The following is a 14,681-nucleotide window of genomic DNA, read 5'->3' as shown; positions in this document are numbered from 1 at the left end:
TTGAAAATTAGTCGCGTATGATTCGCTTCCTGCTACAACGTCCGATAGCGGTATTGATGGCTTTTACGGCCTGCTTTATCGTGGGGTTGGTGACTTATTTCACCATACCGGTCTCCTTATTGCCTGATATCGCCATACCTGAGATTACCGTTCAGATATCCGGGCAAAATACATCCGCACGGGAATTGGAAAATACTGTCGTAAAGCCGGTCCGTTTGCAATTGATGCAAGTGGCAGGATTACGGGATATCCATAGCGAGACTCGCGATGGAGCGGGTATTATCCGCCTTAGCTTCGACTTTGGCACGAATACGGATCTTGCCTTTATAGAGGTCAATGAGAAAATAGACGCCGCCATGAATTACCTGCCCCGTGAGGTAGAACGTCCACGGGTGGTCAAGGCGAGCGCTACGGACATTCCGGTGTTTTGCCTCAACCTCACACTCAAGACAATTGAAAATGATGCCGCTTTCCTCGATCTTTGCCAATTTGCGGAAACAGTAATCAAACGAAGGATCGAACAGTTGCCGGAAGTCGCAATGGTGGATATCACGGGCATATTAGGACGGCAATTACAGATCGTACCGGATATGAAGCTCTTGGATATGGCTGATATTACGTTAAATGATTTGGAATCAGCCTTGTCTGCCAACAATATAGAGCCGGGAAGCATGACCGTACGGGATGGTTATTATGAGTACAATATCAAATTTTCTACCTTATTACGTACACCGGAAGACGTACAAAATATCTATATCCGTAAGAATGACCGGATCTTCCAGATAAAAGATCTGGCAAAAGTAGCTGTCGTACCGGAAAAAGAAACCGGCTTATCGCTAGCCAACGGGAAAAGGGCCGTTACATTAGCCGTTATCAAGCAAGCGGACGAGAATATGGATAATATGAAAGAGGCGCTTGCCGAGGTTACCGATTATTTCAAGTCTATTTACCCGGATATTGAATTTACGATCACAAGAAACCAGACCGAGTTATTGGATTATACGATCTCCAACCTCAAGCAGAACCTATCGTTAGGTTTCTTATTTATCTGCATCGTGGCGATCCTTTTCCTCGGGGACGTAAAAAGCCCGGCGGTAATCGGACTAAGTATGGTAGTCAGTATCATCATTAGTTTCTTGTTCTTCTACCTTTTCAATATGTCCTTAAATATCATCTCCCTATCTGGATTAATTCTGGCATTGGGTATGATGATAGACAGCTCCATCATCGTGACGGAGAATATAGCGCAATACCGGGCAAAAGGAGATAATCTGGAAGAAGCGTGTATAAAAGGGACCACAGAAGTAATCACCCCCATGCTTAGTTCCACATTTACCACGATCGCCGTATTCGTTCCGCTGGTATTTATAAGTGGTATAGCGGGAGCGATTTTCTTCGATCAGGCGTTTGCTGTTACGGTTGGTTTAATGGTCTCTTATTTCACCGGAATCATGTTACTGCCTGTACTTTACAAATTAGTTTACAGCATACCGGAGATCAAGCATTCCTTTTTCAATCTGAAAATAAACAATTTGATCAAGGAGCATACGCTAGACCGATTCTATGACGGAGGGGTTGATTTCATATTCAGGCATAAAACCACTAGCCTACTATTTGTAGCTGTCACTATCCCCCTTTGCGCAATCCTATTCTATATGATCCCCAAAAGCCGGATGCCGGAAATCGATCAGAATGAGTTAATCGCACATGTTGAATGGAATGAGAACATCCATATTGATGAGAATAGAAAGAGAGTCACCGAATTATTTGGTGAGGCCGATCGGTTAGGTGCGCAACACACGGCCTATATCGGACAGCAACAATTCCTGCTAAACCGAGACAGGGAATTATCCATCTCGGAAGTAGAGCTTTATTTCAAGACAGAAGAGACCGATGCTATCGCCCCTTTACAACAAGAAATCTCCGCTTGGGTAAAGCGAAATTACCCGACAGCCGTATTATCGTTCTCTCCGCCGGAGACTGTGTTTGAGAAACTGTTCGTAACCGGTGAGGCCGATATCGTAGCCGAGTTCTATGCCCGTAACAAAGAACAAGCTCCGGATGCCCCTACTTTGCAAAAACTAGAGAAAACACTAGAGAGTAAGACCGGTCTCGCTCCCGTTGGCGTAGCTTTCGAGAATCAATTAAACATATCCATAGACCATCAGAAACTATTACTTTATAATATCTCCTATGAAGAGGTCTACAGGGTACTTAAGACGGCCTTCAAGGAAAATGAAATCGCTACCTTACGCTCTTATCAACAGTATTTACCGATCACGCTAGCCGGAAACGAGCAAACGGTCGATCAGACCTTACAAAATACCTTAATCCGTACACAGCCGGACGAAAATCAAAAGACGAATCATGTCCCTCTTAGCGCAGTAACAAAAATTACTCCCGGAGAGGATTTGAAGACACTCACCGCTGGAAAGAACGGGGAATATATTCCTTTTAGCTTCTATCAAGTAGAGAACGCGGAACAGTTAATGGAAAATATTCGGGAGCTCGTCCGCAGCGAATCCAAAGATAAGACGAATTGGGACATCGATTTCTCGGGAAGCTTCTTCTCGAACCAACAAATGCTGAATGAACTGGTCGTCATCTTGTTCATATCCATTCTCTTGATGTACTTTATCTTAGCGGCGCAATTCGAGAGCTTCTTGCAGCCCTTGATCGTCCTGCTGGAAATACCTATAGACGTAGCCGCCTCCTTACTGGTATTATGGATATGCGGGCATACCTTAAACCTGATGAGTGCTATCGGTATCGTGGTAACTTGCGGTATCATCATAAACGACTCTATCTTGAAACTGGACGCGATCAATGAGCTTCGGAAAGAAGGTGTACCCTTGATGGAAGCGATCCATGAGGCGGGTCGTCGCCGTCTGCGCCCGATTATCATGACCTCATTGACAACTATATTCGGTATGGTACCGCTACTATTCACGTTCGATATGGGAAGTGAGTTGCAAAAGCCACTCTCCATTGCCATGATCTCGGCGATGCTGATCGGTACGGCAGTCAGTTTATTTATTATCCCTTTGGTTTATTGGTTTATCTATAGGAGACATGCATTATGAAAAAAAGATACAAGAGGACATTCCTAGTTTTATATGCGTTCTGTTCGCTATTAGCCGAAGGAGTATCGGCCCAATCGCTCGTCCTTTCCCTTGAGAAGACGATCTCATTGGCCGCCGATAGCTCGCTGGAGGCTTTTCGTACGAAAAACCTATTCTTGTCCGGCTACTGGGAGTTTCGTAATTACAAAGCGGAGCGACTGCCTAGTCTTACATTGAATATCACACCCGCCGAATATTACCGGGATATCACGAAACGATACGATTCAGAAAAAGACATCGACGAATACCGTAAGCAACAGTCCTTTTATGCGGGAGGAAACTTAAAGATCAAACAGAACTTCGATATGCTGGGTGGTAGTTTCTTCGTGGACACGGATCTGGGGTATATGCGCTATTTCGGCTCGAATACTTATAATCAGTTCACCTCCGTTCCAATCCGTATCGGATACAGCCAAGATTTATTGGGATACAATCCTTTCCGGTGGGAGAAGAAGATAGAGCCTCTAAAATATGAGAAAGTAAAGAAAGAGTTGCTTTATAATATCGAGACCGTCAGCGAACAAGCCACCACTTACTTTTTCTCTTTAGCCATGGCTCAAGTAGAATATGATATGGCCAAAGAAAATGTAGCGACAACCGATACGTTATACCGTACCGGCCAAGAGCGGCATAAGATCGCGGCTATTAGTCAAGCGGATTTACTGACACTCAAGCTGGATGCGATCAATGCCCGCAATACGTTACAAAACGCCGATATAGCCTTGAAGCGAGCCATGTTCAGTCTGGCCTCGTATTTGAATTTCGATAAGAATACGGAGATACGGCTTCGGCTGCCGTCACGCCCCCATGATATGGATATTCCGGTGGATCAAGCATTGACGTTAGCCCGGGAGAATAACCCCAAGTTTCTGGAAGTGCGGCAAGAGGTGTTAGAGGCCGAGCAACAAGTGGATAAGACCAAAAAGGAAACCTTATTCAACGCTTCCTTGAATGCCAGTATCGGTTTCAATCAAGTAGCGACCCAGTTTAAGGAAGTTTACAAGAATCCGCTGCAGCAGGACTTGGTATCGATATCTATCTCTATTCCCCTTATAGACTGGGGAGTACGGAAGGGTAAATACAATATAGCCAAAAGCAATCTAAATGTTACGCAAATATCCGCACGGCAGACGGAAGTCACTCTGGAGGAAGACGTAATCATGACTGTCGGCGATTTCAATGTACAGCAAAACCTGATCGCCAGCGCCGAAGAGGCTTTGGACATCGCGATCATGGCCTATAACGAGACCAAGCAACGTTTCATGATCGGCAAAGCGGATATCAATAGCCTTACGCTCTCCTTGAACCGACAGCAGGAAGCGCAACGTAATTATATCACGGCCTTGCAAAATTATTGGTTGAGCTATTACAAAATACGTAAGCTCACCTTACATGATTTCGAAACAGGCATCTCATTAGCCAACGAATTTGATTACGAGCATGGGTTCTAAGCCGAACATATCATCCTTTACGATCATCGTCACCTTCCTTTGTATCGCATTGGCGGGGATCGCTTTCGTGCCTTTATTGCCGATCAAGCTATCTCCCTCCCGTACGCTGCCGAAATTAAGTATCAGCTATAATATGCCCTCCAACTCAGCGAGGGTTATCGAGATGGAGGTAACCTCCCGGTTGGAGGCGATGCTTGCCCGTATCAAAGGAATTAAAGAGATCTCCTCGACCTCGGGAAACGGATGGGGAAGGATTACCTTAGAACTAGATAAACATACGAATATAGACGCCGCACGTTTCGAGGCATCAACCATTGTAAGGCAGACGTGGCCGGACCTTCCGGAAGAATTAAGTTATCCGATTTTAGAGATGAGCCGTCCGGACGACAAGGAATCACGCCCATTCATGAGTTATACCTTGAACGCTTCCGCTACCCCGATATTCATCCAGCGATTCGCCGAGGATCAGATAAAGCCCCGGCTTAGCAGCGTGCAAGGTATTTATCGTATCGATGTAAGCGGAGCGACCCCTATGGAATGGCGCTTGGAATACGATAGCCGCCAGCTACGGGATCTGGGGATCACGATAGAGGATATCCAATCGGCGATCAGCCAATATTACAAAAAAGAGTTCCTTGGAACCGCTAATATGGGACAAGGAGATACCAGCAAGGAATGGATTCGTCTGGCGTTAATGCCGGAAAAGATCACGAATGGGTTCGAACCATCGCATATCACCGTCGCAAACAAAGATGGTAGCTTAATCCGGCTGGATCAATTGATAAAGGTAACCCGGCAAGAAGAGGCCCCGCAAAGTTACTACCGGATCAATGGTTTAAACTCTATTTACCTGTCTATCCGTGCGGAAGAGACTGCCAACCAGTTGCAATTAGCCAAGAAAGTGAAGGAAGAAATGGAACATATCCGCACCTTGCTTCCTCCCGGTTACGAGATCCATACCAGTTACGACGCTACCGAATTTATCCAAGAAGAATTGGATAAAATCTACGTCCGTACAGGCTTGACCATCTTGATCCTCTTGCTCTTCGTTCTGCTGATTACCCGGAATGTACGTTATCTGTTCTTGATCATCATCAGTTTAAGTATCAACCTGTGTATAGCCGTTATCCTTTATTATTTATTAGGGTTGGAGATGCAATTGTACTCGCTGGCGGGTATCACGATCTCTCTCAGCTTGGTGATCGATAATACGATCGTGATGACCGATCATATCCGGCACCATCATGACCGGAAAGCGTTCTTGTCTATTCTGGCGGCCACTTTGACGACTATGGGCGCCCTCGTGATCATCTTCTTCTTGGATGAGAAGATACGGTTGAACTTACAGGATTTCGCCGCTGTCGTGATCATCAATCTGGCGGTATCTTTGTTCATCGCACTATTCTTGGTTCCGGCATTGATCGACAAGATGAATTTGCACCGGAAGAAAGTCGCTTCTTCTTCCCCAAAAGCCCGGAGTCATTGGAGACAACATCCGGTGGTCCGTCCGATACGGTCGTTCATACACCGTTTCCCAGTCTATTTCTCTCATTATTACCGGGCGCAGATCCGTTTCCTTTGCAATTGGAAAAAGCTGGCTTGCCTTATTCTAGTACTGGCTTTCGGACTACCGATATTTTTATTGCCGGAGAAGATCGAGCCGGAAGAGAAGGATCTATCCGCAAGGGACTCTTTGTGGATCGCTCGCTACAATGAATTCGCGGCGAAAGGTATTTGGAAGGAAACGATAAAACCTATCGTCGATAAGAGTTTGGGAGGAACCTTGCGCCTATTTGTCCAAAAGGTATACGAGGGAAGTTATTTTACCCGGAATGAAGAAACGGTATTAAGTATCAGCGCTTCCATGCCGAACGGTACGACCCTTGATCAAATGAACCACTTGATCAACCGAATGGAGGCTTACTTGAGTACCTATAAGGAAATACGGCAATTCCAGACCAGTATCTATAACGCACGTCAAGCCAGTATCAACGTCTATTTCACCCGTGAGAACGAGCGAAGTGGTTTCCCCTACACCTTGAAAAGCAGGGTGATTAGCAAAGCGTTGGAATTAGGTGGTGGAAGTTGGGGCGTATGGGGACTTATGGACCAAGGTTTCAGCAATGATGTCCGTGAGAACGCAGGTTCTTTCCGGATCGAGATGTACGGATATAATTATGACGAGTTATACGAATGGGCGGAAAAACTACGGGAGAAATTGCTTACGTATCGCCGTATCAAGGAAGTATTGATCAATTCCGAGTTTTCTTGGTGGAAGGATGATTATCAGGAATTCTACTTCAACTTGAATAAATCCCGTATGGCGCAAGCGGATATATTGCCTATCGATTTATTCGCATCTATCCGGCCTGTTTTCGGTAAAGATATCTACGCAGGTACCATCGTCGTTGATAACGAGACGGAAAAGCTAAAACTTTCTTCTCGCCAATCAAAGGAGTTCGATATCTGGAGTATGCAATATGTACCTCAAACCATCCGTGATAAATCCTATAAGTTGTCCGAACTCGCTATCGTCGAGAAAAGCCAGACCCCTCAACAGATAGCGAAAGTAAACCAGCAATACAGGCTCTGCCTGCAATATGAATATATCGGAGCCTCCTCACAAGGCGAGAAGATACAGAAAAGGGAACTTAGAGAGTTTAACAAGATCCTGCCTATGGGATATACGGCTAAAGCGGAAAAGAACTATTGGTCATGGGATCAGAAAGATAATAAACAATATGCGTTATTATTCTTGATCATCGTTATTATTTTCTTTACGACCAGTATCTTGTTTAATTCCTTGAAACAACCGCTGGCGGTCATTTTTGTCATACCGATCTCTTATATCGGGGTATTCCTGACCTTCTATTGGTTCAAACTGAACTTCGACCAAGGTGGATTCGCCTCCTTCGTTTTATTATGCGGTATCACGGTAAACGCCAGTATCTATATCTTAAACGAATATAACCAAATTCGGGAACGGATACCCGCTATTTCCCCAATCCGTGCTTATCTAAAGGCATGGAACGCCAAGATCACACCGATTTTCCTAACCGTTATATCGACCATACTCGGATTTATCCCGTTCATGCTAGGCACCGATAAAGAAGCCTTTTGGTTCCCGCTCGCCGCCGGAACGATAGGCGGCCTTATCATGTCTATCCTAGGCATCTTCTTTTATTTACCGATATTTACGCTGAAAAAAGAACGGCATTAAACAGGAATACGTATCTTTAACGGATAAATCGTTAATCAAATTCATTAAACTTATGAGACACATAAATTATTTAGTATTGCTTCTGGTAGCTTGCAGCGTAGGTGCTTGCAGTTCCCCGAAAAATGATACGAAAGATGCTTATCCGATGTTCTGGACTTGGTTGGATTACCAGCCCGGAATGAATTTCGACTCCATCTGTACGATCATGAATGAGGCGGGGATAGACGGTGTCATGCTAAACGCCCCTACTCCGGATGATTATCGGGCCGCTATTCCCATCGCCCAGAAACATGGGATAGAGGTCTACGCTTGGTTATGGACGATGAATCCGGAACATGACCGAGACGCTATCTTAAAAGAACATCCCGAATGGTTCAGCGTAAACCGCAATGGACAAAGCTTGGCCGATACGACCGCTTACGTGGATTACTACAAATTTATGTGCCCCGCCTTACCCGAGGTACGGGAGTTTATCAAGAAGAAAATAGAGGCTTACTGCGAGGTAGAGGGTTTGAACGGTATCGCTATCGATTACAACCGTTTCGTGGATGTTATCCTGCCGACTACCCTTTGGCCGAAATACGGTATCGTGCAAGACCAAGAATATCCGCAATGGGATTTTGGTTATCACCCGGCCATGATCGAGAAGTTCAAGGCCGCTTACGGATATGATCCAAGAGAACAAGAAGATCCCTCGCAAGACGAGAAATGGCTCCAATTCCGTTGTGACCAGATTACCGAGGTCGCTAATATGATCGCCGACGTGGTTCACTCTTACGGCAAGAAAATGGCAGCCTCTCCTTTCCCTACGCCCAAGATGGCATCCAAAATGGTTCGTCAAGACTGGGGGAAATGGAATCTGGACATTGTCTTCCCCATGGTATACCATAACTTCTACACGGAAGATATTAGTTTTATCTCAGACTGTATGATAGAGGATGTCCGGGATAAGAACCCGAAAACCACGCTTTACTGCGGACTGATGGTAGCCGACGATATAGAGAATGCCATGGATGCCGCACTGAATCATGGGGCGGAAGGAATCTCTATCTTTACCGTATCCGCTTTGCGCACTCCGGAAAGCCGTGCGATGTTCAAGGCTTATGCAGATAGTGTTCGTGCGGTTCGTGCCGAGAACAATGGGGTGAATCCGGCTTTATCCAAGAGCACCAAAGTAACGAATCCTTTCGAGAGCATGGATATCTTGAATAGGATAAACGCAAAGATCAAAGAACTCGCCAACGTGCCTATTCCGAATATCGCCGATTATAAATTGGTGAACGAAAAAGGTGCCACGAAATACTACGAGGTCAAAGAGCTGAACACAGGAAAGACATTCTGCGTAGACTTTTACTTCTACGGAGGTATTCTTTCCGGATGGAATGTTACGGTTAAATAAGTACTTGATAATAGCTATTTTTACGCGGCCTACCTCGTAAATTCATGAGGCAGGCCGCATGCGTAAACACCCCTATTCCAGAACGCCGAAACAAACAATCACCTTTAACGAGGAGACACCTCGCCTCATTGAAGGGAACTTGCCCTTATTACCGTCCGAACAAGAAAGTACGCTATGCCGCGGGATTCGTAAGCCTATTGGAGAGCTTGCCACACAAACAGATGCTCTCCGTTATCCCGGGACTCATGAGGCACTTCAGCCGGCGCACTTACTACCGTGTCCGCAAGGGAGAAAGGCCGCTCTCACCCTCCGAGCAACAGGTCGTATTGAATGCGCTTAAACGCTGTGGGGTGAAGGAACCAAAAGACTTCGACGCTTATTTCGAGGAGTACGACTGGTAAACCAAGGAAGAGAGGCTTGTGCCATTACCCATGTTACGGATGTGCCATCACCGTGGCATGCGTGTGCCATCGCAGTGGCACGCCTTTGCCATCGAGGTGGCACAACTGTGCCAATAGCATGGCACATCATTGGCACCACAAAGTACTATTAATAAAGCAATTGGAATAATATCACGGAGTCACCTCCCAGCATTTCCATCCTTTGTTGGCACAGATATATACAATGTAGGAACGGACATGATAGTGTGGGAACTTCACCTTGGTATCCTTGGCGTAGGCGAGCACTTGCGCCACGTCCTCGGGACGGGGATCGCTGAGCGCCAGCATGCGCTCCGCTTCTTTCGCTTTGAAATACTTGAATTCCGCCAACCGGTCGTCCTTGTAATAGTCCGTGCCGGGGATACCGGTCATCTCGAAATCGGAACGTCCCGCCGAATTGTTCTGCTCGATGGCGAACGTATAGCAGCTGCTCAGGTAACGGGAACAAAGCTCGAAGAAGGAGCAACGGATGAAATTCTCGTTGATCTTGTCGAACACCTGCGCAGGGAACTGACCGAGGTATTGCTCGAAGTAGTTTTGCACCAGCGGCTCAAAACGACGCTCCTCGGTGAAACGCTCGTAAGTGGGGACATAGCGTTGGGCATTTCCCTCGATATGATTCATCTCGTTGTAATAGTCCATGTAGATGCTGCGTATCGTGAGGTTGGGCAGCACCATGCGGTAATTACTCCGCAGCGTGGTCATGCCCAGATAAAAGAGGCTGACCGGATAGATGCTCTTGTCGAAGAATTTCCTCTTGTTGAACTTGCTGGACAGGTCGGAAACGTTATAGGACAACTCATCATCGATCACCAAGGCGTCCTGCATCTCCTTGGCGTTCTCAAGGGAAAGAGTCAGATGACGGATCCAACCGATATCCGTACGCAGGTTCTCATCCACCAGCTCACTAGGGATTCCACCTTTACGAACGGCGAATTTCTTGAAGAAATAGGTCAGGATCGTGGAATTGAACAAGGGTTCGGCCTCCGGCAAGAAGCGATAACCATCGTAATTATTCACGATCAATTGCCAAACATCATCGAACCGATCCTGCCCCTCCGTATAGGTATCCAGCACGTAACGCAAGTAGACCTCCGCTTCCTTATACGTGAAGCCCAGCATACTCAGGAATTCCGGTTCCAAGGTCAGGATCTCCGCTATATTATATCCGCTTGTCAAGTCATCCATCGTAACGGGAAGAACCCCCGTGCAGAAACAGGTACGGATCGCCAATACCCGCCTTGATCACCTTGAAGAAGGTGCGCAGGAAACTGTCCTTCGTGGTTACCTGCTCATAGAGCGGATCCTTGTAGGCCGTCAATAGCTGATTGGTGAAATTATCGTACTCATCGATCAGCACATACACTTTTGGCAATCCATGCTCGCGGGCGTACCCCAAAGCTTCCTCAAGCATCTTGGAAGCATCACCACGGCTAGAGAACCGGAAGTCCTTAAAACAAGTCCCGGTTATGCGTCACCATGATCTCCACCGCAGAACAATTCAGGTCATTGAAATTCCGTTCCAACCCCTCCATGTCATCAGCCATCACCATCTTGGAGAAATCATAGCGCACGACCATATACCGATTATGTTCCTCCGTCGGGTGCTCACCGATCCAAGTCCTGCCGAACAGCTCCTCGAACCGATCGGCCTTGGTGCGGTCATAGTAACACGCCAAGGTAGAGATAAGCAAACTCTTGCCGAAACGCCGGGGACGGAGAAAACAGGAGCGTTATAATCTTCCAAGCTCGGGATGAAATCGGTCTTATCCACATAATAATAACCACGTTCCCGTAAATCTACGAAATCCGCTACCGCATAAGGAATCGTTATCCGTGCCATAAGCTTTCTTTTTTCAGATTAGTCGCACAAAGATAAAAATAAAAAGTGAGATAAAGTTATATCCTTCACGAGGCAGGCTAGGCGAAACTATAATTCTGAATATTCACTTCTAGTTGAATCTAGGACCTAAAATATTCTATTTTTTTCTTGCACGCTTAATTTTTTTTGATAACTTGCGCACATACTAGAACGTAGATAACGTTTATCATTCTGCTTACAGGTCGCTTTTCGTATAGCTATATTGCAATATAGCAAACGAAAATGAAAAAAACCGGTATAATCACTTATCCGGTCCCTCTCAATTAATTCATCAGTTACATGACTATCCAATAAATTTGTTTAACTTAAAATTCAACTATATGCAAAAACTAAAAACAAAAATAACAGGACTTGCATTTTTCTTAGTCATAGTATGTATAAGCTGTGATAAAGATGATAGGCTGGTCGGCTTTGTAAGCATGATTGCGCTCGAAAATAATAATATCTGTCTTGTAGCAATTCATGAAGGTCCGAAGCTTGGTGTAACCGGCTTGAATTTCTCGAATGCCATACAACTGTATATCCCCGATAATCGTACAGTTAAGCTTGCCTATACAATAAAATTCAATTGTAGAGCTTATGATCCAGCCATAGATGGTGTGATATTGGATGCTTTTACCATACCTCACCCTTCGGAATCTTATGACCCACGGGACCCAAACTCTGAATATCTTTCGAACAAAGTCCCTATGTATATTGCTGAAAATGTTGAAATAATTAAATACGAACTGGAATGAAAACAAATAATTTGATATATCTTTTAGTGATTGTGCTTTTGTCTTCAATACATTGCGATGTTAATGCGCAATATTATTGGTCACAAAATAGGAAAATCGCTTTAACCCCAGACTCATCACACCTTGTGTTGAATATAGAAGCCGATTTAATCCGAACTCCAATGCTAAGTTCGGATTATAAGGGATTTAATGAAATATCGCCGAACATCATTGTAAAAGAAAATAAATCCAATATCTTTTCTGAAAATGATTTTAAAGCATACGAGTCGGATCCTTTAGTGAAAAGAGCTTCTCCTGCTTATTTAGTAAATGGAACAGATACATTGTATGTAACTAATCATATACTGCTTAAGCCTAAAAATGGCGTAAGTATTGATTCTATATTAGCAGGTATGAATGAGATAGTAGAAGTTGTTGATCAAACTAAATATGGGGTTTACACATTATCCGTGAATCAAGGGTTTGATGTTTTAACTTATGCCAATATAATATATGAGAATGGTTTGGTCGATTTTTGTCATCCTGACTTTATAATGAGAATAACTCAATTTCTGAATGACCCTCTTTATAGCGAACAATATTATTTAAATAATACGGGACAATTAGGTGGGACGTGGAATATCGATATTAATGCTCCTGAAGCCTGGAGTATGACAAAAGGTAGTTCTTCGATAAAAGTGGCTGTTATCGATCAAGGTGTGGCAGGGCATGAGGATCTGGGTGATAGACTTTTGCCGGGTTTTACGCCGGGTTTAGCCAATGGGAATGGAGCACCAGTCTCAAATAATCCACATGGAGAATGCTGCGCTGGTATTATTGGAGCTTCTCATAACAATTTAGGTATAGCAGGGATTGCCCCTCTAGTGAAAATAGTCCCTGTTAATATATTTTATAGTCAATCTAGTTCTAATATTGCAGCTGCGATAAATTATGCGTGGGATGATGCTGAAGCAGATGTTATTAGTAACTCTTGGGGTGGTTCTGTAGCTGATGCAATTACCTCAGCCATAAATAATGCTAGAACGAATGGACGCGGTGGACTGGGATGTGTAGTTGTTTTTGCAGCAGGAAATTCTGGTTCCTCTGTTTCGTTTCCCGCAACTGTTAATGGGGTTATCGCAGTTGGCGCAGTTGATAAAAATGGTGCTTTGTATTCTTATAGTGCAAGAGGTTCAGAAATTAATCTGGTTGCACCTTCTGGTGCCTTGGATTATACAGGGGATATTCGCACATTGGATTTAATGGGGAGTGCCGGGCTTTACCCCGGAAATTATCTCTCTACTTTTGGAGGAACCTCAGCGAGTTGCCCTCAAGTTTCAGGCGTTGCAGCACTCCTACTATCTATTAATCCAAAATTGACAGAAGCTGAAGTTCGAAATATACTTGGACACTCTGCCAGAAAAATTGGATCTTATTCTTACTCAACAGTTTCAGGACATCCATTTGGAACTTGGAATGCCAATATGGGATATGGTTTGCTTGATGCAGAGGCGGCTGTCCGAGAAGTATATCCCCAAATATCCGGCGATAATTTAGTGCCATGTACCGGAAATAAAACCTACACGTTAAATCGTAATTATAAGGGGAATTGGACATTAGGAACCAGTGGCCTACAAATTGTAAGTGGAGGACAGAATAGTAATTCAATCACGGTTCGGGCTATCTCTAATCCGGGAGGAACAATGAGTGGTACGATTTATGCGAATGTGGTACTTCCTAATGGCTCTTCAGTTTCTGTAGCGAAAACTGTTTCTATCGGTGCCCCATCCATAACTTCCGTGTCCGGTCCGGATCAAGTAGGGGCTGGTGGTAGTGCATCTTTTACGGCTAGCCCTATATTTATGGAAGACGAAGGGAATTATCAATGGATGGTCAGTCCAAACACGGCTAGCATGTCTGCCTATCGGTATTCAAACAGTGTTACCTTCTCCGCACCAGGAACTTATATTGTGGGCTGTCGTTCAACCAGCACTTGTGGAACACCCGGGTCTTATGTGATAAAAACAGTATCTGTTACGGGATATTATTATTCTGTTTCAACTTCCTCATCCACTCATATGGTTAATATTTCAAAAGAAACTCAAATCCAAGATCAATTCAGTGTTATGTTAGAGACTAGGCCAACCTATACTCTATATAACCAATCAACCGGAGCATTAGTAAGGGAGGGGACATTCTTGAGAGAAGGAGATCTCTTAGATTTTAATACATTACCTTCGGGCATCTATGTATTAAGACTCCAAATAGGCAATGATACTTATGAAACACATAAGATTGTTTTTAAATAATGGATGTGTTAAGCTGGATTTAGAGGCTGTTAAACACAGACAATACTATTTCAGCATAGATTTTCGCATTTAAGCTTTGTTCTTTCAGACATAATCCATACCTTTGCCGAAATTTTGAAGAGAGAGCAGATGACAAACAAGA

7 protein-coding genes and 1 pseudogene are annotated in these 14,681 nt (G+C 44.6%); 7 read left to right on the top strand and 1 reads right to left on the bottom strand.

The features are described from left to right. Positions 1–17: 17 nt before the first annotated feature. Genes HMPREF0999_RS05145 through HMPREF0999_RS05125 form a run of 5 tightly spaced genes read left to right on the top strand, consistent with a single transcriptional unit; the run spans position 18 to position 9,593 of the window. Positions 18–3,083 (top strand): efflux RND transporter permease subunit, encoded by a 3,066-nt coding sequence (locus HMPREF0999_RS05145; protein ID WP_009275347.1) that lies wholly within the window; start codon positions 18–20, stop codon positions 3,081–3,083. Then, entirely contained in the window at positions 3,080–4,573 is a 1,494-nt protein-coding gene (locus HMPREF0999_RS05140) for a TolC family protein (RefSeq protein ID WP_005867468.1), read from the top strand. Before HMPREF0999_RS05145 ends, HMPREF0999_RS05140 begins: the two co-directional genes overlap by 4 nt. Then, a complete protein-coding gene (locus HMPREF0999_RS05135; protein ID WP_009275346.1) occupies positions 4,563–7,793 on the top strand; it encodes an efflux RND transporter permease subunit in 3,231 nt (1,076 codons plus the stop codon). Before HMPREF0999_RS05140 ends, HMPREF0999_RS05135 begins: the two co-directional genes overlap by 11 nt. Positions 7,794–7,845: 52 nt before the next feature. Beyond that, on the top strand, positions 7,846–9,192 hold the full coding sequence (locus tag HMPREF0999_RS05130) for a hypothetical protein (protein WP_005859583.1): 1,347 nt from the start codon (positions 7,846–7,848) through the stop codon (positions 9,190–9,192). 44 nt (positions 9,193–9,236) lie between these two features. Then, a complete protein-coding gene (locus HMPREF0999_RS05125; protein WP_005859585.1) occupies positions 9,237–9,593 on the top strand; it encodes a DUF6078 family protein in 357 nt (118 codons plus the stop codon). A 171-nt stretch (positions 9,594–9,764) separates the two neighbouring features. On the opposite strand, the pseudogene HMPREF0999_RS21755 reads toward HMPREF0999_RS05125, so the two are convergent. Next, a pseudogene (locus tag HMPREF0999_RS21755) lies at positions 9,765–11,475 on the bottom strand (AAA family ATPase). A gap of 359 nt (positions 11,476–11,834) precedes the next feature. On the opposite strand from HMPREF0999_RS21755, the gene HMPREF0999_RS05105 reads away from it, so the two are divergent. Next, on the top strand, positions 11,835–12,251 hold the full coding sequence (locus tag HMPREF0999_RS05105) for a hypothetical protein (RefSeq protein WP_005859592.1): 417 nt from the start codon (positions 11,835–11,837) through the stop codon (positions 12,249–12,251). Further along, entirely contained in the window at positions 12,248–14,539 is a 2,292-nt protein-coding gene (locus HMPREF0999_RS05100) for a S8 family peptidase (RefSeq protein ID WP_009275344.1), read from the top strand. Before HMPREF0999_RS05105 ends, HMPREF0999_RS05100 begins: the two co-directional genes overlap by 4 nt. Positions 14,540–14,681: the final 142 nt, after the last annotated feature.

The organism is Parabacteroides sp. D25 (genome assembly GCF_000307475.1).
GTDB lineage: Bacteria > Bacteroidota > Bacteroidia > Bacteroidales > Tannerellaceae > Parabacteroides > Parabacteroides distasonis.
This window is presented reverse-complemented; position numbering and strand designations above follow the sequence as displayed.

Coding starts and splice junctions, on each gene's coding strand:
- HMPREF0999_RS05135 (WP_009275346.1), top strand. CDS start 4,563: ATGGGTTCTAAGCCGAACATATCATCCTTTACGATCATCGTCACCTTC.
- HMPREF0999_RS05125 (WP_005859585.1), top strand. CDS start 9,237: ATGAGGCAGGCCGCATGCGTAAACACCCCTATTCCAGAACGCCGAAAC.
- HMPREF0999_RS05130 (WP_005859583.1), top strand. CDS start 7,846: ATGAGACACATAAATTATTTAGTATTGCTTCTGGTAGCTTGCAGCGTA.
- HMPREF0999_RS05100 (WP_009275344.1), top strand. CDS start 12,248: ATGAAAACAAATAATTTGATATATCTTTTAGTGATTGTGCTTTTGTCT.
- HMPREF0999_RS05145 (WP_009275347.1), top strand. CDS start 18: ATGATTCGCTTCCTGCTACAACGTCCGATAGCGGTATTGATGGCTTTT.
- HMPREF0999_RS05140 (WP_005867468.1), top strand. CDS start 3,080: ATGAAAAAAAGATACAAGAGGACATTCCTAGTTTTATATGCGTTCTGT.
- HMPREF0999_RS05105 (WP_005859592.1), top strand. CDS start 11,835: ATGCAAAAACTAAAAACAAAAATAACAGGACTTGCATTTTTCTTAGTC.